This is a genomic window from Methylorubrum salsuginis (genome assembly GCF_900114375.1).
Taxonomy (GTDB): Bacteria; Pseudomonadota; Alphaproteobacteria; order Rhizobiales; family Beijerinckiaceae; genus Methylobacterium; species Methylobacterium salsuginis.
Window position 1 is genome coordinate 61767 of record NZ_FOSV01000021.1, and the last position, 20406, is coordinate 82172.

Genomic DNA, 20406 nt, shown 5'->3' on the forward strand with positions numbered 1-20406 from the left:
ACGGCCGGAAGCTAGTGCTCCCGGCCGTTCTTGCATCCCCTGTTCGGCAATGCTCAGCCGTGGGCCGGCGCCCCGTGCGGCTCGGAATCCTCGCCCTTGCCGCGCTTCCTGCCGATCCAGATCACGATCTTGCGGATCACGACGTAGAAGACCGGGGTGAGGAACAGGCCGAAGAAGGTCGCGCCGATCATGCCGAAGAACACCGCGGTGCCGAGCGCCTGACGCATCTCGGCGCCGGGGCCGGTGGCGATGACGAGGGGCAGCACGCCCAGGATGAAGGCGAAGGCCGTCATCAGGATCGGGCGCAGACGCAGGCGGCAGGCCTGCACGGCGGCGTCGACCGGGCCCTTGTGCTCGCTCTCCTCGATGTCGTGGGCGAATTCCACGATCAGGATCGCGTTCTTGGCGGCCAGGCCGATCAGCACGATCAGGCCGATCTGGGTCAGGATGTTGTTGTCCTGGCCCCTCAGCTGCACCCCGAACAGGGCGGCCAGCACGCCGGTCGGGACGACGAGCAGGATCGCCAGCGGCAACGCCCAGGACTCGTACTGCGCCGCGAGCACGAGGAAGACGAGGAGCACGCCCAGCGCGAAGACGTAGATGGCGGTGCCGCCCGCCGCCTTCTGCTGGTAGGCGATCTCGGTCCAGTCGTAGGCGTAGCCGTCGGGCAGGGCCTGCTTGGCGATCGCTTCCATGGAATCGAGCGCCTGTCCGGTCGAGATGCCGGGCTTGGCCACGCCCTGCAGGGGCACCGAGTAGTAGAGGTTGAACCGCTGCACGATCTGCGGGCCGGTGATCTCGCGGATCGTGGCGAGCGTGCCCATCGGCACCAGGGCGCCGGTGGAGGAGCGGACCTTGAGCTGCTCGATGTCGCGCTTGGACATGCGGTAGACCGCGTCGCCCTGCACGCGCACCTGATAGATGCGGCCCAAGGTGTTGAAGTCGTTGACGTAGGTGCCGCCGAGCGCCGCCTGCACCGTCGAGAAGACGTTGGCCAACGGCACGTTGAGCATGCGGGCGATGGTGCGGTCGATGTCGAGGTAGAGCTGGGGCGTGTCGTTGCCGAAGGTCGTGAAGACCCGGGTCACGTCGCTGCTCTGGTTGGCCTGACCGATCACCTCGCCGGCCGCCGCCAGAAGCGGGCCGATCTCCGAGGATTGGCGGCTCTCGATCTGCATCTTGAAGCCGCCGCCCTGGCCGAGGCCGCGCACCGGCGGCGGCGGGATGACGATGACGCGTGCCTCCTGAATGCCGGCGGTGGCCTTCAGCACGTCGCCGGTGATGACCGCCGCACTCCGCCCGGTCTCGGCCCGCTCCTTGGCGCCCTTCAGCGTCAGGAACATCACCGCCGCGTTGGTGGTGTTGGTGAAGGTCGCGCCGTCGAAGCCGGCGATGATGACGGTGTTGGTCACGCCGTCGACCCCGCGGGCGATCTCGGCGGCATGGTTGACCACCGCCGTCGTGCGGTCGAGCGAAGAGCCCGCAGGCAGCTGCACGACGCCGATGAGGTAGCCCTGGTCCTGATCCGGGATGAAGCCCGTGGGCGTGGTGCGGGCCAGATGCAGCGTGCCCGCGATGACGCCCGCGTAGAGGATCAGCATCGCGATGATGCCGACGGCCGTGCCGGTGAGGAAGCGGACGGTGTGGCCGTAGCCGTTCGACAGCTTATCGAAGCCGCGATTGAACAGGTCGGCCAGCCAGTTGACGAAGCGCGTCAGGAAGAACTTGGGCTTCTTGTGCTCGTGGTGCGGCTTGAGGAGCAGCTTGCAGAGCGCGGGCGACAGCGTCAGCGAGTTGAAGGCCGAGATGATGGTCGAGGCCGCGATGGTGAGCGCGAACTGCTTGTAGAACTGGCCCGAGATGCCGGGGATGAAGGCGGTCGGGATGAACACCGCCGCCAGCACCAGGGCGATGGCGATGACCGCGGATCCCACCTCGTCCATGGTCTTGTGGGCGGCCTCGCCCGGCGACAGGCCCTCGGCCATGTTGCGCTCGACGTTCTCCACCACGACGATGGCGTCGTCGACCACGATGCCGATGGCGAGCACCAGCCCGAACAGGGTCAGGTTGTTGAGCGAGAAGCCGAGCGCCGACATCACCGCGAAGGTGCCGACGAGCGACACGGGAATCGCGATCACCGGGATCAGCGCCGTGCGCCAGCTCTGGAGGAACACCAGCACCACGATGACGACGAGGAGAACGGCCTCGAACAGGGTCTTGTAGACCTCGTGGATCGATTCCTCGATGAACTCGGTCGGGTTGTAGGCGATCCGGTACTCGACGTCCGGCGGGAAGTTCTTCTTCAGCTGCTCCATCGCCGCCTTCACCGAGGCGGCGGCGTCGAGCGCGTTGGTGCCGGGGCGCTGGAACGCGCCGATGCCGACCGCGGGCGTGGCGTTGAGGAACGAGTTCGTCGTGTAGTCCTTCTGGCCCATCTCGACGCGGGCGACGTCGCGCACGCGCACGAGCCGCCCCTGGTTCGCCTTGACGATGACGTCGGCGAACTCCTCCGGCGACTGGAAGCGCCCTTGCGACTGCACCACCAGCTGGAAGGCGGCGCCCGGCGCGGCCGGCGGGCCGTTGAGCTGGCCGGCGGCGACCTGCACGTTCTGCTCTTGGAGCGCGGTGGTGATGTCGGTGGTGGTCAGGCCGTAGGCGGCCATCTTCTGCGGATCGATCCAGATCCGCTCGGCATATTCGTTGCCGCCGAAGATCGTGATGTCGCCCACGCCGTCCAGGCGCAGCATCTCGTCGCGGATGTTGAGGTAGATGTAGTTGGCCAGATAATTCTGGTCGTAGGTCTTGTTGGGCGACAGCAGGTGCACGACCAGCATCAGGTCGGGCGAGGCCTTGCGGACGATGACGCCGAGGTTGCGCACGTCCGGCGGCAGGCGCGGCTGGGCGACCGAGAGGCGGTTCTGCACCAGCACGTTGGCGATATCGAGGTTGGTGCCGACCTTGAACGTGACGGTCAGCAGCATCGCGCCGTCGTTGGTCGACAGCGACGTCATGTAGAGCATGTTGTCGACGCCGTTGATCTCCTGTTCGAGCGGCGTCGCGATGGTGGCCGCCACCGTTTCGGCGTTGGCGCCGGGGAAGCTCGCGCGCACCGTCACGGTCGGCGGCACGATCTCCGGGTATTGCGAGACCGGCAGCTTCTCGTAGGCGACGAAGCCGATGATCAGGAAGATGATCGACGTCACCGAGGCGAAGATCGGCCGGTCGACGAAGAAGTGGGCGAAACGCATCGTTCAAACCTCTCGCCGCCGGGGCGCGTGGGACGCCATCCGTGCGGCTTGCCGTCTGCGTTCAGGCCGGCACCCGGTTTGTTGCGGGTGCCGACGCTCGAATTCTCTCGAACGACCTCGCGTGCCGCGCCCCCCGGCCGGCGTGATCGCTTACTTCTTGGTCGGCGGAAGCTCGGTCTTCTCGGGCTTGACCTGGGCGCCGGGACGGACCTTGGCCACGCCGTTGACGACGATCAGCTCGTCGCCCTTCAGGCCGTCGGCGATCACGCGGTAGCCATCGACCATCGGCCCGAGCTTCACGGTCTTGGCCGCGACCTTGTCGCCCTCGCCGAGCACGTAGACGATGCGCTTGTCCTGGTTGGCCGAGACCGCCTCGTCGGGGATCAGGACGCCCTGGTAGGGCTTGGTCGCCGGCATCGAGACGATGCCGAACAGGCCCGGCTTGATGAAGCCGTCCGGGTTCTCGACGGTGGCGCGCAGGAGCACCGTGCCGGTCTGGTTGTCGACGCGGTTGTCCACGAAGTCGAGCGTGCCCTTGCGGGTCGGCTTCTCCTCGCCCGCGAGCGCGATGCGGATCGGCGCGCCCTTGCCGCGCTGGGTCACGCCCATGCCGATGCCGAGCGTGTTCTGGTACTTCAGGAACGACTTCTCATCGACGGTGTAGCCGAAATAGATCGGATCGAGCGAGACGATCGTGGTCAGCATCGTCTGGTCGGTGATGACGATGTTGCCCTCGGTGACGAGGCGCTGGCTGATGCGCCCGTTCACCGGCGACTTCACTTCCGTGAAATCGTAGTTGAGCTGGGCGTTGCGCAGGGCGGCCTCGGCGCTGTCCACGTCGGCCTGGGCGGTCTGCGAGGCCTGACGGCGCTGGTCGGTGACCTGCTCGGAGATGTTGCCGCCCTTCGCGAGCACCTGCGCGCGCTCCAGATCGGTCTGGGTGAAGGACAGCCGGGCCTTGGCCGAGGTGAGCGCGGCCTGGGCCTGCTCCAGGGCGGCCTTGTAGGGCCGGCGGTCGATGAGGAAGAGCACGTCGCCCTTCTTCACGTTGGCGCCGTCCTGGAACAGGATCTTGTCGAGATAGCCGGTGACGCGGGCGCGCACCTCGACGAACTCGATCGGGTCGAAGCGGCCGGTATACTGGTCCTGCTCGACGATCTCCTTCACCACGGGCTTGGCCACGGTCACGCCCGGAGGCGGCGCGCCGGGTGCCTGCGCGAGCGCGGACCCCGCCCCGAACAGGGCGGTGATCAGCGGCGAGGCGAGGAGAAGAGGCCGGAGGCTGCGCATCATTCGGTTCCCTGCATGGCGCGGCCTAATCCGGGCGGTCGTGGATCGGGCGTGCGCTCGCGCACATGGCCTTCACAATTCGTTCAGAGCCGTCGGTTTTCGGCGGCCAAACGCCTCGCTGCGGCAGGCCCCTCAGGGCTCGATCGGCTCGCCCGCGCCGTACCAGTCCTTGAAGGCGCCCTTGTAATGCTCGGTGATGTCGAGCCCGGCACCCTGGGCCGCGGCGAGCGCGTTGACCGAGCGCACGCCGGACGCGCAGGAAAACACCGGCCGCCGCCCATCCGCCTCGACCAGGGCCTTCAGGGCCTCCGGATCGAAGGTCGAGAGCGGGAACGAGACCGAGCCGGGGATGTGCCCGCGGGCGAACTCGTGGTCTTCCCGCACGTCGATGAGCAGCAGGGTGCCGTCCGCGAGGCCCCGCTTGACCGTCTCCCGGTCGAGATCGACCACCTGCATCGCGAAAAGCTTTCCTGGGAAGGGAGGCGCCGCGGCGGGTTCGGCCGAGCCGAGATGCGCGACGCCGACAAGGATTTTTGACTTTTAAGGCCGATGCCGCCCGCGTGGCAATCGCGCGACCGAGGCCATCGCTTTCACGGATCGCCGGCACCGAGGCTCCGCGAGCCTTTGTACCGAACGCGATCGGCCTCAGCCGGCGAAGGACGGCCTTGGATCCGCGGCGGGCTCAGGGAAGGTCCGCTTCGAGGCTGCCGGAACAGCAGGCCGCCGACGACCGTCTCGCTTGGCTGTCTGAGCGTTCGGTTCCGCTTCGAGGCGCGGCGGATAGGGCTGATCCCTCTTGGTTTGCCGCGCCTTCTTACCGGAGCATCGTCGCGGCTATCGAATCCGGGACGATGCACTCGATCCTTGTGCCGCATCGGCCCGAAAGCCGTTTCCCACCTTTTGAGCCGATGCTCCGGGAGCCGGTTTCGGCTTCCTCGCAATGCGTCCTCGATCGATGATTCGCGCACGCCGGCGATGATCGGGGCGGATCAGGCTGCCCTGACGGTGGCGAGGAAGCGGGCGACCTCGGCGCCGAGATGCTCGGATTGCCGCGACAATTCCGAGGCCGCCGACAGAACCTGAGTGGCCGCCGCGCCCGTCTCCTCCGAGGCCTGTGCCACCCCGGCGATGTTGCCCGTCACCTCGTTCGTCCCCGCTGACGCCTGCGCGACGTTGCGCACGATCTCCTGCGTGGCGGCACCCTGCTGCTCCACGGCCGCCGCGATCGAGGTCGCCACGCTGTCGATCTCCCGGATCCGCCCGGTGATGACACCGATCGCCGACACCGCCTGCGCGGTCACCCCCTGCACCTCGCCGATCTGGCGCGCAATCTCCTCGGTTGCCTTGGCGGTCTGCTCGGCCAGCGCCTTCACCTCGCTCGCCACGACTGCGAAGCCGCGACCCGACGCGCCCGCGCGCGCCGCTTCGATCGTGGCGTTGAGCGCCAGCAGGTTGGTCTGGCCGGCGATGCCCGAGATCATTCCGACCATGTCGCCGATGCGGGTGGCGTTCTGGCTCAGCGCTTGGACGAGTTGCGCGGTCCGGTCGGCCTCGCCCACGGCCGCCTGGGCGAGGTAGGCCGAGCCCGTCACCTGCCGGCCGATCTCCTGCACCGACGAGCCGAGCTCCTCGGTGGCCGCCGCCACCGTGTTCACGTTGGTGGATGCCTCCTCGGCGGCCGCCGCCACGGTGGTGGACTGGCTTGCCGTCTCCTGGGCGGTTGCGGTCATCTGCTGGGCGGTGGCCTGGAGTTCTGTGGCGGAAGACGAGACCATGCCGACGATGCCGCCGACGGCGCGGTCGAAGCCGTCGGCGAGTTCGATCATGGTGCGCCTGCGCTCGGCCGCCGCCGCCGCGTCGGCGCGGGCCTTGATCTCGGCCTCTTCGGCGGCCTTGCGGGCGACCATCGCCTTGATGCCCTCGACCGCCTTGCCGACGGCGCCGACCTCGTCGCCGCGGGCGGCCTCCTCGATCTCGGCGTCGATCTCACCCTGGGACATCCGGCGAAGCACGCCCACGAGGTTGCCGAGCGGCCGTGTGATGCCGACGATCACGATCCATGCCGAGAGCGCCATGGCGCCGAGAAGCCCGACCACGGAGGCGCCGATCAGCACGGTCTTGGCCGTGGTCACGGCCTGTTCGGCACCATCGCGCGCTTGGCGCAACTCGGCATTCAGCGTCGCGACGCGAGCTTGAACGAAGTCCCGCATCTTGGCGCGCGCGGCGGCGGCATCGACCAGCAGGACCTTGGCGGCGGCAGCATTATCGTTCTTGAGGCCAAGAGTATTCGACTTGTCCAGCGCTGCGAAGAATTCGCCAAGGATCGCTTGCAAATTATTATTGATGGATTTGCGTTCTGGAGTGTCGGCTAATGCGATGAGGACATCGACGGCCTCACGCGAGGCTTTCACGACCGCATCGTAGCGCGTCCGGTAGGCCTCCATCTCCTGCTCGCGCGTCTCGAGGATGATGTTGCGCGCCAGGACAGCCGCATCGTTCGTATTGACCTGGACGGCCAGAATCCTTTCGAGTCGAACCGTCTGAAGGTCAACGATATCGCGCGTCTGCCCGGCGAGCAGATTCAGCCCGCCGATGGCATAGTAGACGAGGCCCGCAGCAACGACTGCCATGATCAGCAGAGGGGCCGATGCCTTGATCAAGATATTGCAATTACGTAGCACGGCGGCACCAGAATTCAGAATTAACTCATTCTGAGATTAACTTATATCATTTAAAATAGCATTAATATTCTGCCTTGGCAGCCCATCCGGGCGGACAAACAAAAGTTATTTCCAGAAAAGCGCCGAAGGTGTGGGGTGGGTATCACGAACAATTGTGGTCGTTCGCCCATTTCGGAGGTTGACGCGTTCGTCGGGTGTTTTGGGCGCAAGAGAACAGGGAGTCGGAGCCGGCGACAGGCCGCTTTCTTCCGTGTCCCATCGGTCGCAGAACGCAAAGCGAGCCCCGGCTCATGCCTCGGGCAGCGCGGCGAGCGCCGCCTCGACCCGTTCGAAATGCGCCGCCCAGCTCGGCGCGGCGTATCCGTCGAGACGTCCGGCCAGATCCGCCCGCAGCCGCGAGCCCGGCTCGCTCAAGTCGAGCACGGCCCGCATCCAGCCCGGCCCGTCGAGGGGATCGAGGAACTGGGCGAAGTCGCCCGCGATCTCGCGGTGGACCGGGATGTCGGAGGCGACCACCGGCAGGCCGCTCGCCGCCGCCTCGACCACCGGCAGGCCGTAGCCTTCGATGAAGGAGGGCATCAGCAGCGCGGTGGCGTCGCGCATCAGCCGGGCGAGGCCGTGAGTGGTCAGCCCGACCACCTCACTGACATAAGCCCGGATCGCCGGGCAGCGGTCGAGCATGTCGGCGACGTTTTCGATCTCCCAGCCGCGCCGCCCCACCAGCACGAGGCGCGGCGTCCCCTCCCCCAGCCGCTCGGCGAGGTCGCGCCAGAGATTGAGCAGCAGCAGGTGGTTCTTGCGCGGCTCGATGGTGCCGCAGACGAGGAAGGTCGGGCGCCGCGCCGCGCCGGCCTCTTCCGTCGTGGCGGAAAACACCGGTTCGACCCCGAGCGGAACCACCGTCAGCGGCTTGGCGCCGAGGTTCTGGGCCAGGGTGTAGCGGGTGAAGCGCTCGCCGACATCGGCGGAGTTGACCAATACGTGGGCGGCGTGGCGCGCCACCGTGTCCATCCGGGCCGCGTGGCGTCCGGCCTCGCCGGGGCGGCCGTATTCGGGATGCGAGATCGGGATCAGGTCGTGGACGAAGAAGACCGGGCGCACGTCGCGCCGGTCGTAGAGCCAGTCGAACCGGCCCGGCCGATCGAGCCGCAGATGCGAGGTGTGGAGATAGACCGTCCCCTGCGGCAGCCGCTCGGGGCCGGCGGCGCGCCACGCCCGCAGGCTCGTGGCGGCTTGGAGCCGGCGGCGCGGCCAGGACGCCGCCCGCCCCGGCTCGGGCGGTCCGCCCTGTCCGCCTCGGAGCGCGTCGCCGGCCTCCAGGGTGTCGCTCAGCGCCCGGTAGACCGGGTCGTCCTCGGCGGTCACGTCCTCGACCCAGCCCGACGCCACCGCCTCGACGATCTCCAGGGCCGCGCCGCGCTCGAGGATTCTCGGGCCGATCGCGGTGGAGACGAGGCCGAACCGCTCGGCCTCGCCGCCACCGCCCCCGAGCATATGCCGGGCATAGGCCAGATCGACCCGGTCGATGCCGGTCGGGCTGGCATGGCGCAGGCGGGTGATCAGGCGGGTCAGGTCGACGGCGACGGGGCGCGCGGGCATGGACACTCGGAGCTGGACCGTCCGTGGGGCCGGAGCGCCGCACCGGGCCCGACCCCGCCGCGCTCCGAGACAGGAGCCGGCGGAGCTTCTTTAGAACGCTTTTCAGGCGCAGGCGACCGCCGGCATGGGCCATTACCCATCGACGTCCGCCGGTGCCGGGCGGCCGGGCATCGTCCCGGAGGCCGGATCCCGGACGATGCCCTTCACGTTCGTGCCGCGTCGTCGTTCTCCGACACCCGGAAACCGCGCGGGACGATGCCTCAATGCCGCACCGGCGAGGTCGGTGGGGCGTGGTTGGCGATCGCGCGGGCCACTTCGAGCAGCACCACGTCGACGAGGTCGCGCAGATGCGGGTTGCCGGTCGCGTCGATGGCCCGGCGGGCCTCGATGAGCAGGCGCGCCGCCTCGTCGATCGCCGCCCCGGCGGCATCCTCGTTCAGCCCGAGCAGGTCGCGGGCCTCGGGCCCGACCTCGGCGGCGTCCACGAGCGTCCCCTCCCCGCGGATCGGCCGGCCCCGCTCGTCGCGCAGGATCCGGCCGCGGCACAGAATCCGCCGCGGGCGCGGAAGGCCGGCCGGGCGCAGCTCGACGAGCACGGTGTCGTCCTCGGCCGCGGCACGGCGCACCGCGTCGAGGAAGCGCTCGACATCCCGCTCCTCGAGCCCGGCGGTCGCCCGCTCGCTCTGAAGCGGGCGGCCGGCGAGGCTCGCATCCCCCGCCATCAGCTCCGCAGCCCCCTCGTCGAAGAGGAAGCGTCCCGAGGGCGGGTCCCATTCCCAGGTGCCCGCCAGCCCGGCCTCCGCCAGGGTTCTGACCAGGCCCGGCGCCGCGCCGCGCGCTGCACCCATGCGTCTGCGTTTCACGTTACGTCCCCCCCCGCGCAGGATGCGTCAGGCCAAAAAATTCGGAAGGTTCGGGGCGCGGGTCCCGCGCCCCGGCCATCAAGAGGCGAGCTGCACCACGCTGGTGCGCGGCGGGGCCAGCACCGAGCGGACGTCGCCCCGCTTGTTCTGGAGCTGGCGCAGGGAGCGCCGGTCGAAGGCGGCCTCGACGGCGACGATCTCCTCGCCCTCGATCTCGTGCGGCAGGCCGAGCGGGACCGCCCGCAGGTGGAGCTGGAGCAGACGCAGGATCCAGCTCGTCGGCATCTCGGAGACGAAGCTCGTCACGCCCCGGGGCAGGCCCCACTCGACGATGCCGGTCATCAGCGCGAGCGCGGTCGGGTTGAGGCGCCGGCCCGAGGTGCGGGCGCTCTCGGCCACGCAGATGCGGCCCCATTCCACCACGTTCGGGCCCGAGGGCGGCGTGCCCTCGCAGAGCTGCGGCAACACCATCGGTAGCAGGTAGGGCCGGGTCGTCGGCAGCAGGCGCGAATAGCCGAGCACGGCCTCGTTCTCGTCGAGCGCAAGAAGATGCACGGCGTGCTCGTCGTCGAACTGGTCGATTTCGCGCCGGTCCGGCCGGGCGAGGTCGCGCCAGCCAAGTTCCTCGACGAAGACCCGGTGTCTCAGCCGGAACGCCTGGTCCATGGCGCCGGCGTAGTCTTGCATGTTGTCCGCAGTCACGACGTGAATCATGGCGACACCTCTTCGCAAATCCGAAGAAGTCGTCCCAAAATCAGTGAAGTGCCGGAACTACGGGATCTCGTAGGGTTCGTGCACGAACGCTGTCGGCATGAATGATGTCACGGCCGATGCTGCTGTCGTCTTGCCGTAGTCTCTATCTTGGATTGCATCGCCGGTTCAAGTCGTGCGTGTCGGGTTTTGCGAGAACTGACACGGGCTGCGATGGAGACGGACGAAGAACCGGCACGACGCCACGTCGGCGGTACCGGTGTTCCGGAAGGGTTGCGGCGTTCTTGCAAACCTAAGATAGAAAATTATCAACTTAAGGTAATTTGTTCCCCTCGGCATGGGGCGATGTGTCGGGTCGTCCCTGCGCTGCGGCGGCCGAGACCCGCGTCCCGGCGAGGTCGGGCGGTGTCGGGCGAGCGGGCTCCGCACCGATGCGCGGGAAGTCGCCGTTCCGAAGCCGCGCTCGCTTCAGCGGTAGGGCGTGATCCCGCGAGGCGCCGTTATCGCGGTGCCGACGGGCCTTTCGGCGCCACCGATTGACCGAGTGTCCCAAATGCGGGCAAGGCGTTTTTCAGGCTCTGGCGCGGATTGCATGGACGATGTACTTTATACGTCGTCGGTGTGATTGTAATCGGATAGGGTTGCAATGAAATTCGTCGTACACCCTGAGAGACCCGGTAATGGCAGCGTGCCTTGGAGATGGAGACTCGAGACCGAAGCCGGTGTCGTGATCGCCAGGAGCGAACGAAAGTTTGACGACACGGTCGAGTGCGAGCGAGAGTTGAGGGCCATCATTTCAGGGGCGGCCAAGACGAAGATCATAAAGATCTCCTCGGAGCCACCCTTGAGTGACAAGCCCGTCACGGCGATCGGACGGATCAGGTCTGCACTCAAGCGGGTCTAGAGCCTCGTGGTGGATCCCGGGGCCAGGACGATGCTGTGTATCCTCGAACCGCATCGTCTTTTTCCGAAAGTCGGAAACCACCTTTCAGGCCGATGTTCGCGATCCAGCGTGGGATTCGCACGGCGGCGTGGGTTCTGTGCCCGAAGTGCTGGCGTCGAGCTGCGCCCCTCTCCGATTCCAGCGGCGGCCGGGCCAAGTTGATGTCCGATACCCCGTCGCGACGGATCGAATCCTCAGGGACAGCCGTCGCTCGACATCAACCGATCTGTGCGACCTATCGGCATATTTGGCGTAAATGATTGGAATAAATCGATATTATCTAAATCTGGCGGAAGGGGTGGGATTCGAACCCACGGTGGAGTTGCCCCCACGGCGGTTTTCAAGACCGCTGCCTTAAACCACTCGGCCACCCTTCCAAGCTTCTGCCGAGCTTGGAGAAATCGGCTCCGGCTGCTGGTGCCGGAGATTGCGTTCGCTGCCGTCCCGACCAGCGTTCCTGTCTATGGCCTCTCGGAAGGCAGCGTCAACCTTCGCGGTTGCGTGCTCCGGCATCCCCGGCAACACGCGGCCGGTGCGGGTGAGGCGCGCCGGTCGAGGCAATCTCTCCTCAAAGCCACGGGACGTTCCCGCTCAACGCGTCGGGATCGTGTAGGTCTTTTGGGAGGTTGGACAGCACCGCGGATCGTCGGGGCCGAGCGTCGTCAAAGTCACTTTAATACTTCCATTCGAGAAGACGGCAGCGCGCGGTGAGGAACCGTAGATATCGGCGACGTGGCGCTTGAACGTGAAGCCACCCGGCTTGCCATCGAACAGAAATACGTCGAGAGATGTCGAATTACCACCGGCCTTATCGGAGTGGTAGGAAAAAATGAGTGCGTCCTCGACCTCGTCTCCATTGTGATCCCCAAAGAATGGGATCAATTCAATGTCACTTGCTTTGCCAATTTTCTTGTAAACGATAGATTTTAATGACTTGCGTGCAGGATTGTTCCATTGCGCCTGTGCCGTGAGAGGGAATAGTAAAATTGACTGCGCGACCAATATAGAAACGATCCTCATGTGGAATGTCTCCGGTAAAAATTGCTTTCGTGTCGCAAATTATGTCTCAGTTCGATTCGTCGATATCAAGGCTTCGGCCTCTTCGGACTGGCGGCGTTTCCGGATAGACAAAACGCCGAGACACCCAGCCTTCGACCTTGCCTTAGCGGACGAACACCCCATTGCCGTTCCGCTCGCCGGTCGGAATGATGCCGCGACCGTCCGGTGGGATCATACCGATGATGCGAGCGTCCGTAGTCGGGTACTCCCTCACGTTGAGAACGTCGTTGGGCGCTGTATCGATGACCCGAAGCGTTGGCTGAGCCATCGCTGCGCTCGATGCGCCGAGCGCCAGCAGCAACGCCAAACCTCCCCTTCTCCTCGACATTCGCATCGCTCCTCGCTGCATCCCTATGGATGTGATCGGCCTCATTCCGGCCAGCCGACCGTGATGGATGAGGGGACCGGCTTGACCGCCCGCAGGGCAGGCTCGGACGAGCCGAACTCCCTGTCGCCCGTCACCTTGGCAAGCGCCTTCTCTGGGGCCTTCGCATCTGGATCGAAGCGGATCGACAGGCTGCACCCGCCGGCCATGTGATCGAGCCTGCCGCCCTTCCAGCTCGTGGCGTAGCCGCCGTAATCCCAGCCGAAGCCGCTGATCCGGAACGGCTTCTCATTGGCCTCCTCCAGTTCGGCCAGACCGGTCCGCAGGCCCACCGTATCGCGCGCCTGGCCGGGTGTGCGAACCGTCCACTCGGATCGGCCGCGCAACGTGATGCCCGAGAGGCCCCGGCGCCGGGCCGTATCCCACCACGTGACTTCGAGGCGCCGGCTCGGGTCCTTCGGATAGACGACGGTACCCGGCACGGTTTCTCCCTCGGCGCCGTCGAGTTTGGCGGTCACGACGTTCTCGCGCCCGAACCGCTTCACGAGCGCGGCCTCGTCGGTTTTCTTCGAGAACTCCGTGCAGTCGAGGATCTGTGGCGGCGGCGATGCCTGGGCCATGGCGGTTCCCGGAAGGCCGAGCGCCGACACCAATCCCAAAATCCCAGCCCGTATCGCCATCGACGTCGGCTCCGTCCCCTATGGAAAAGACTAGAACATCGGTTCGACAGGGTGGAAGCCGGCTTGTCGCAGAAAACCGAAATCTAGGCCGGGCGCAGGCGGATGAGCTGATCGAGGAGGGCGCGGTCGTGGAGCAGGGCGAAGCGCTCCTTGGGCGTGAGCCAGCCCTGCGCCTCGGGGAGGGTCTCGGCCTCGACGATCTTGGCGCGGGCCAGCGTATGGTCGGGGTCGATCTGGCCGCGTGGGCGGGCACGGCCCTCGGGCAGCATCGCGGCGTGGTCGCGGGCCAGCTCCGGGTCGGCGTGAAGCGCCGCGAGCGCGTCCGCGTCGTCGAAGCCGCGGGCGGCGTTGCGGGCGGCGAGCTCGCCGGCGCGCAGCGCGATCGGCGGCGGCGTCTCTTCCTCCGGCGTGAGGAGCAGGCCGCGGCGCTTGAGCGCGAGGCCGAGCGCCAACTGACCGCTCGCCCAGGAGAGCGGGATGGCCAAGACGAGGCCGAGGATCGTCGGCGACATCCACAGGAACAGCGAGGTCGCGATGGCGAAGGCGCCGATGCCGGTGACGATGCCGAGCGCCGTGTGCCAGCGGTGGCGACGCACGATGTCTGCGAGCGGGATCGAGCCGTCGTCGCGCCGCTGCGGGTTCCAGCCGGTGTCGCGCCCGGCCAGGATCTGGAACACCGCGCCCGACTGCACCACCATCGCGATCGGCGCGATCAGAGCCGAGAGCAGGATTTCGATCAGGAACGAGAGGGTCAGGCGCCCCGCGCCCCCGCTCGCCTGTCGGATCCGCGCGTCGAGGAAGGCGAGGATCAGTCCCAGGAATTTCGGGGCGAGCAGGATGCCCATGGTCAGCGCGAAGAGCTGGAGCGCGCGCACCGGATCGAAGCGCGGCCAGACCGGGTAGAGGCCGAACTCGGCGGAGAAGTATTCGGGGCGGACCCAGGCGGTCTGGAGCACGATGATCAAGCCGATCACGAGCTGGGCCAGCCAGAGCGGCGAGGCGACGTAGCCGGCGATCCCCGTGGCGAAATGCTGGCGCGAGGCCGGGGCGAGCCCGGCGGCCCCGATGACGCGGGCATGCTGGAGGTTGCCCTGTGCCCAGCGTCGGTCGCGCACGGAGAGGTCGATCAGCGAGGGCGGGCTCTCCTCGTAGGAGCCGGCGAGCCGCGGCAGCATGGTGACGCCCCAGCCGGCGCGGCGGATCAGCGCCGCCTCGACGAAGTCGTGGCTGAGGATGTGGCCGCCGAAGGGCGGGCTGCCCTTCAGATCCGGCAGGCCTGCCGCCTCGGCGAAGGCCTGCATGCGGATGATCGCGTTGTGGCCCCAATAATTGCCGTCGCGGCCCGACCAGACCGAGAGGCCGGTGGCGATGACCGGCCCGTAGATGCGCGCGGCGAATTGCTGGAGCCGGGCGAACAGGGTGTTGCGGTTGATGATGAGCGGCAGGCTCTGGACGATGCCGGCGTCAGGATCCGCCTCCATCGCCGCGGTGAGGCGCAGGATGCATTCGCCGGTGAGCAGGCTGTCGGCGTCGAGGACCAGCATGTGGTCGTAGGCGGCGCCCCAACCGGTGACGAAGCCGGCGATGTTGCCGGCCTTGCGGTGATGGTTCTTCTCGCGGTGCCGATAATACAGCCTCGCCTCCGGCCCGAGCTCCTCACGCAGCTGGCGGAAGGCGCGCTCCTCGGCGACCCAGGCGTCGGCCTGCGTCGAATCCGAAAGCACGAACCAGTCGAAATGCGCGCCCAGACCCGTCGCCGCCACGGATTCGTGCATCGCCTGGAGCCCGGCGAAGACCCGCGCGCTGCCCTCGTTGTAGACCGGCATGACGACGGCGGTGCGGGTGGAGAGCCGCGTCGGCATCGGCCCGGCGGCGCCCGAGCGCAGCAATGTGACGAAGCCGACGAGCGCCCCGGTGAAGGCCAGCGCGATCCAGGAGAAGTTCAGGACGAACAGCACCAGCAGCAGGTACTGCAGCCACGTCGCCCCACCGGAGACCGAGATCACCTCGTACATCTGCCACGCGCCGTAGGCCGTGAGCAGCAGGGCGCCGCCGAACACGAACAGCCGGGCGGGCAGCGGGCCGCCGCCGCCGCGGCGGGCCGGCTTCGGTGCGGCGTGCAGATCCTGCACCGGCATGGCGAGCGGCGCCCGCGCCGGCATCGCGGGGGCGGGCGCGAGGGCAAGCGCGGACGCGACATCCCGGGCGATCTGGGCAGTCTGTGACATCGTCTCTCCGGTCGGACCGGCGGCCGGGCCGAGTATTCTGGAAGTTCCCGCGCGCCGTGAGGCCCGGCAGCGCAGCGGAGGCTTCATCCGCAAGAAAGGTAGGGCGTGCGGCGCCGAACGCTCACGGCGTCCAGCGGTACAGCCACGTCTCGGTGATCTGCCGGCCCTCGGTCTTGAGGGCCAGGCGAAGCTCGCACGCCTTGGCCCCGGCGGGGTCGAGCTCGAAGGCGACCCGGACGGTGCGGCGGTCCGGGCGTACGTACCAGCGGGTCGCGCCCTCCACCAGTTTGCCGGGCCCGGCGATCAGCACCGTCTCCAGCGGGACCGCCTTGCCCTCGGGGGTGAACAGGATGTCGCCGGTGAAGTCGACCATGAACAGGCGGCGCGGATCGGCGCCGCCGCGCCCGCTGCGGGTGCCGCTGACGCGGGCGATCGGTCCGATCTCCGGCTCGCGGCCCCAGGCCTGACGGTAGCCGAGACGAATCTCGGTCCCCGCCGGCACCGGCGCCTTCGGGCGCCAATAGGCGATCACGTTCTCGTTGATCTCGGCGTCGCTCGGGATCTCGATGAGGGTGACGGCGCCCTCCCCCCAGAGGCCCTCGACGCCGGTCGCCTCGCCGGGCTCGACCCAGAGCGAGGGCGTACGCTCCCAGGGATGCGCGTCGTCCTGAAACGTCTCGAAGGCGCGGTCGCGCTGAATCAGGCCGAATCCCTTGGGCCCGGTATCGACGAAGCTCGAAATCTGCAGCGTCTCGGGGTTGCGCACCGGGCGCCAGATCGCCTCGCCGCCGCCGTTGCGGATCTGGAGGCCGCTTGCGGCGTAGACCGCGGCGCGGGCGTCGTCGGCGCCGCGTCGGTCGTGCGGGCCGAACAGGAACGGCGCCTGCATCCCGCCGAGGCCGAGATGGTCGATCTGTTTGCGCGTCACCAGCGTGGCTTGGATCGCGGCATTCGCGGTCTCACCCGGCGTCAGTTCCAGGCGGAAGGCCGCGGCGAGCGATTCGGAATCGATCAACCCATGGATCACCAGGGGAGCGCCCGGCGCCTTCGGGCGCTCGATGAACAGGGCGCGCCAGCGCGGAAATTCCTCGCCGCGGGCATCGGCCGGGCGCAGCATCAGGGCGCGGCCGTTGACGCCGAAGATCTGGTCGAGGCCGGCGAGGCGGAAGAAGCAGGCGCCTTGGAAGATCGCGAAATCCTGATGCGCCTCTCCGACCTTCGCCCGGATGCGGATGCCCGAGAAGCCCGGCGTCGTTCCCGTTCCCTTGGCGGCCTCGGGCAGGGCCGCGCCGCCGCTGTCGTAGCGCGCCGGATCGTAGGATACGGGGCGCACCACGCCGTCCTCGACGAGGAACAGCGCCACCCGGTCGGTGTAGTAGAAGCCGCGCAGGAGCGGTTCCAGGGCGAAGCCGTGCGGCTCGCCGCCCCAGATCAGATCGTTCGGGCGAATGCGGATCGCCTCGTACTGCTCCCGCGAGAGCGATTTCAGGCTTTCCGGCACGTCGTCGGTGGCGAGCGCGGCGAAGGGGCGGTTGCCGTAGGCGCGGGCAAGGTCCGGCACGGTCGCGTCGGAAAACGGCGAGCCCGCCGCGGGCAACGCGGGGGCCGCCTCCTGCGCCGAAGCGCCTGCCGGCAGCAGGGCGAGGGCGACACCGCTCGCGGCGGCGCCGATCAGCCCGCGGCGGCTCAGGCCCGCCTGCGGGAGGGATCGGGCATGGCGGGTGAGGTCGGTCGGATGCGTCATGCCCTCGCCGGTTCGAAATCGAATTGGCCGCAGATAGCCCCTCAACGCCTGAACCCGGTGTTAAGGTTGCGGGACGGTCTTGCCCGCCAGGGCAGGGATGGCAAGGCCAAGCCTGCTTTTCCGCCCGCTCGCGGCATCGATCCGGCGTGGCCTTCGGGCCCCCATCCGCTTATGGAGGCGGCATGACCCTCGTCCAGATCACCCATAACGACCTCGACGGCTACGGCGCCTCCACCGTGGCGGCGAGCCTCGCGCCCGTCTCGCGCGTGGTCCACGTCGCCCGCTACAGCGATGTCGGTCCGGTGGTCGAGGACGAGCTGAAGCGCCTGCGCAAGGCGTCGGCGCCCGAGACGCTGCTGATGACCGATCTCGGGCTGGAGGAGCCGGCCATCGCCTTCTTCCGGCGCTTCGTCGCGATGAACCGCAGCCGGGACGAGGGCGCCCGCCACCGCCTCGTGGTGCTCGACCACCACGCCTCCTCGCTCGACCAGCTCCGCCGCCAGAACCTGGAGCCTGCCCCCGATACGGAGCGTCCGGGCCTGATCCGGACCGATCTCGGTGACCCGAACGTCTACGTCCTCATCGACGAGGCGCATTGCGCCACGCGGATGGCCTTCGATCAGCGCGCCCTCTACGCCCCCGAGGGCGCCGAGGGGCCGGCGGAACTCGCCACCCTGATCGAGGCGGTGGAGGCGCTCGACCTGTGGCAGAAGACCAGCCCGGCCTTCACCGGCGGCTTGGCCCTCGACGAGATGTTCTGGGACAGCGTGTCCCCGCTCGTTCCGCCGAGTCATCCCCGGCACGACCGCTTCCTGTCCGATCTGCTGCTCGCCGCCGCGCGCTGCCTCGCGGAAGGCGCGACCGCCGCCGAACTGGAGCGGCGCGCAACCGGGCTGCGGGCCGGCATCGTCGATGCCCTGCTGGCGGACGAACCCGGCGACGACCCGGCGCTGACCACGAGGATGCGGCTCGCCCGGATGCTCGCCCGCTCGGACGTCCTGTTCCATCCCCTCTCGGACGGGACCCTGCTCTCCTTCGGGCTCGATTCCGGCACGTTCCAGCGGGTGTCCGATCTCGTGATGGAGGGTGGGCGGGCCAAGCGCGTCGTCAACGTGCAGCGGGCCGGCACGCTCTCGTTCCGTTCGATCGACGGCACGGCGCTCGACGGGGCGCGGGCCTTCCGCGGCGGCGGCCACCGCGACGCGGCGGGCGGCAAGCTTCCGCAGGGCAGCGCCCATTCGCTCGCCGACGCCGTCGCTCAGGTCGAGCCGGTGCTCAACCCGCCGGCTCCCGACCCGTCGGCGAGCCCGTTCGGGGCGCTGAAGAATTGGAAGGGCTGAGGCGAACGGCCCCGGCGGGCCGGGAGCCTGGCATCGGCCGTTGTCGGAAGGCCGGAAATACCCTTTCGGGACGACGCCTCCCAGACGGTCGTGCGGACGCCCCTCGATTTCGGGCGCTTCCGCAGGCAGTGCCGTGGAGCCTCCGCGCTCCCGCCTTCGAAAGACGATTGACGCTGGCCCGGCCGTCTCAGCAGGCACCACGGCTTGCGGCCGGTTTGCGTCCGGGGCATTCCGGGATGGTCCGCGGGCGTTTCTCCACCGCCCCACCGGACGCCAACCTAAAAGAAAATTTTTACCGACCTTCTCAATCGGTCGGGGCCGACCTATCCTGATGAAACTGCATTATTTTTTCTCGATTGCGCCAAGCCATGTCCAGAAAATCACTCGACCTGACGTTGGATATCCTCAAATCGCTCGATCGGGCGCATTCCCGGGAGGACATCTTGCGGGCGCTGATGCCGCGGCTGCGCAGCTTCGGGATCGAGTACATCATCTCCGCGATGATTCCCCAAAATCGTCTCCCGGCCCGGACGCAGAAGAATTACGTCATTCTGGAGAACACCTCCGAGGAATGGCGAAAGCTCTACTTCTCGAAAGGCTACATGTACCAGGATCCGATCGTGCAGGCGACGCTGCGCAGCACGACGGGCTTTGCCTGGAGCGAGATCGAAGCCGCGCAGCCGCTCGATCCTCAGGCGCTCCGGCTGATGGGCGAGGCGCGCGAGTTCGGCCTCGGGGACGGCTTCACCGTGCCGCTCGCCACGTTGGAGGAGGAACGCGGCGGGCTGACCTTTGCGGGCCCTCGCCTCGAACTCAGCCCGGCCCAGCGCGGCGTGCTGACACTGCTCGCCTCCTACGTCGTCGGCCAAACCCTGCTGATCGACGGTGGCGCGAGTGGTCCGCGCATCGGCCTGACGCCGCGGGAGCGTGAGAGCCTGCAATGGGCGGCCGAGGGCAAGACCGATTGGGAGATCGGCGAGCTGATGGGCATCTCGCAGCACGGCGCGGATTTCCATCTCCGTTCCGCGCGGGTCAAACTCGGTTGCGTCACCCGCACCCAGGCGGTCGCCGAGGGCCTGCGGCGCGGCCTGATCGTCTGAGATCGCCTCGACCGTTCGGTGGAGGTCTTAGGCTGTCCTCGTGGTGCGGAGTGAAGACGATTCAGGGAGCACCCTTTTCAGAGGGGGCATGACCATCGATCGCGCGGTCGCATCTTGCCGTGCTGCCGGTAGGCCTGTTCAGCGAGACGGGCGTTGAGTCCCCTCCCCTGCCCTGCTTCGTGTCATACCCGGCCGGCGAAAGCGCTGTGTCTGCTTTTGACCGATTCGGAACGACAGAACGCCCCGTGCGGGTGCACGGGGCTTGGTGTGATGAGTTTGTTGTGTGTTGTGTGTTGTGTTTGGTTGCGGGGGCTGGATTTGAACCAGCGACCTTCAGGTTATGAGCCTGACGAGCTACCGGGCTGCTCCACCCCGCGCCGAGATGTGGGACCGTGTGGGTCGGTCGGATCGGCTGGTGTCGAGGGAATGGGGTGAGGTCAGTGAGATCTTGTGCTGGGCAGGCCTGGCGGCGACCGACTCTCCCGTGTCTTGAGACACAGTACCATGGGCGCTGGTGCGTTTGACGGCCGAGTTCGAGATGGGATCGGGTCCTGGGCACACCGCTCAGGCCACCAGGCCGGCGCAGCACAAGTTT

Annotated in this window: 14 protein-coding genes, 2 tRNA genes and 1 rRNA gene; 2 read left to right on the forward strand and 15 right to left on the reverse strand. The window is 67.9% G+C overall.

The window, feature by feature from the left end; genetic code table 11:
• Positions 1–53 precede the first annotated feature (53 nt).
• The 13 genes from BM140_RS20065 to BM140_RS20120 all read right to left on the reverse strand — a co-directional run bounded on the left by BM140_RS20065 (position 54) and on the right by BM140_RS20120 (position 17371).
• The gene (locus BM140_RS20065) at positions 54–3248 is read right to left on the reverse strand and encodes an efflux RND transporter permease subunit (RefSeq protein WP_091950401.1); all 3195 of its coding nucleotides are present in this window, start codon (positions 3246–3248) and stop codon (positions 54–56) included.
• 150 nt (positions 3249–3398) lie between these two features.
• Positions 3399–4538 carry an efflux RND transporter periplasmic adaptor subunit gene (locus tag BM140_RS20070; protein ID WP_483127903.1) on the reverse strand — a complete coding sequence of 380 codons (1140 nt, stop codon included), beginning with the start codon at positions 4536–4538 and terminating at the stop codon, positions 3399–3401.
• A gap of 132 nt (positions 4539–4670) precedes the next feature.
• A complete protein-coding gene (locus BM140_RS20075; RefSeq protein ID WP_091950405.1) occupies positions 4671–4994 on the reverse strand; it encodes a rhodanese-like domain-containing protein in 324 nt (107 codons plus the stop codon).
• Positions 4995–5527: 533 nt separating this feature from the next.
• Positions 5528–7168 carry a methyl-accepting chemotaxis protein gene (locus BM140_RS20080; protein WP_091950434.1) on the reverse strand — a complete coding sequence of 547 codons (1641 nt, stop codon included), beginning with the start codon at positions 7166–7168 and terminating at the stop codon, positions 5528–5530.
• 339 nt (positions 7169–7507) lie between these two features.
• Positions 7508–8818, reverse strand: coding sequence for a glycosyltransferase family 4 protein (locus tag BM140_RS20085; RefSeq protein WP_091950407.1), 1311 nt, complete (start codon positions 8816–8818; stop codon positions 7508–7510).
• Between the two features lie 260 nt (positions 8819–9078).
• Positions 9079–9666 carry a hypothetical protein gene (locus tag BM140_RS20090; protein WP_244535521.1) on the reverse strand — a complete coding sequence of 196 codons (588 nt, stop codon included), beginning with the start codon at positions 9664–9666 and terminating at the stop codon, positions 9079–9081.
• 93 nt (positions 9667–9759) lie between these two features.
• Positions 9760–10395 carry an acyl-homoserine-lactone synthase gene (locus BM140_RS20095; RefSeq protein ID WP_091950410.1) on the reverse strand — a complete coding sequence of 212 codons (636 nt, stop codon included), beginning with the start codon at positions 10393–10395 and terminating at the stop codon, positions 9760–9762.
• 1227 nt (positions 10396–11622) lie between these two features.
• Positions 11623–11712, reverse strand: a tRNA-Ser gene (locus BM140_RS20100).
• 214 nt (positions 11713–11926) lie between these two features.
• The gene (locus BM140_RS25530) at positions 11927–12355 is read right to left on the reverse strand and encodes a hypothetical protein (RefSeq protein WP_131803899.1); all 429 of its coding nucleotides are present in this window, start codon (positions 12353–12355) and stop codon (positions 11927–11929) included.
• 142 nt (positions 12356–12497) lie between these two features.
• Positions 12498–12701: an SH3 domain-containing protein gene (locus BM140_RS26385; protein WP_244535522.1), complete on the reverse strand. Its 204-nt coding sequence runs from the start codon at positions 12699–12701 to the stop codon at positions 12498–12500.
• A gap of 62 nt (positions 12702–12763) precedes the next feature.
• On the reverse strand, positions 12764–13372 hold the full coding sequence (locus BM140_RS20110; protein ID WP_091950413.1) for a hypothetical protein: 609 nt from the start codon (positions 13370–13372) through the stop codon (positions 12764–12766).
• 110 nt (positions 13373–13482) lie between these two features.
• Complete coding sequence (gene mdoH / locus BM140_RS20115; protein WP_091950415.1) at positions 13483–15627, reverse strand: glucans biosynthesis glucosyltransferase MdoH; 2145 nt, start codon at positions 15625–15627, stop codon at positions 13483–13485.
• Positions 15628–15748: 121 nt separating this feature from the next.
• Entirely contained in the window at positions 15749–17371 is a 1623-nt protein-coding gene (locus BM140_RS20120) for an OpgD/OpgG family glucan biosynthesis protein (protein WP_091950417.1), read from the reverse strand.
• A 182-nt stretch (positions 17372–17553) separates the two neighbouring features.
• Between BM140_RS20120 and BM140_RS20125 the strand changes: the two genes are divergently transcribed.
• The gene (locus BM140_RS20125; protein ID WP_091950419.1) at positions 17554–18711 is read left to right on the forward strand and encodes a dimethylmenaquinone methyltransferase; all 1158 of its coding nucleotides are present in this window, start codon (positions 17554–17556) and stop codon (positions 18709–18711) included.
• A gap of 368 nt (positions 18712–19079) precedes the next feature.
• Positions 19080–19811, forward strand: a complete 732-nt coding sequence (locus tag BM140_RS20130) for a helix-turn-helix transcriptional regulator (RefSeq protein WP_091950421.1) — start codon at positions 19080–19082, stop codon at positions 19809–19811.
• A 300-nt stretch (positions 19812–20111) separates the two neighbouring features.
• Here the strand turns inward: BM140_RS20130 and BM140_RS20135 are convergent.
• Positions 20112–20188 (reverse strand) — tRNA-Met (locus BM140_RS20135).
• Positions 20189–20272: 84 nt separating this feature from the next.
• A 5S ribosomal RNA gene (rrf, locus tag BM140_RS20140) occupies positions 20273–20388 on the reverse strand.
• Positions 20389–20406: the final 18 nt, after the last annotated feature.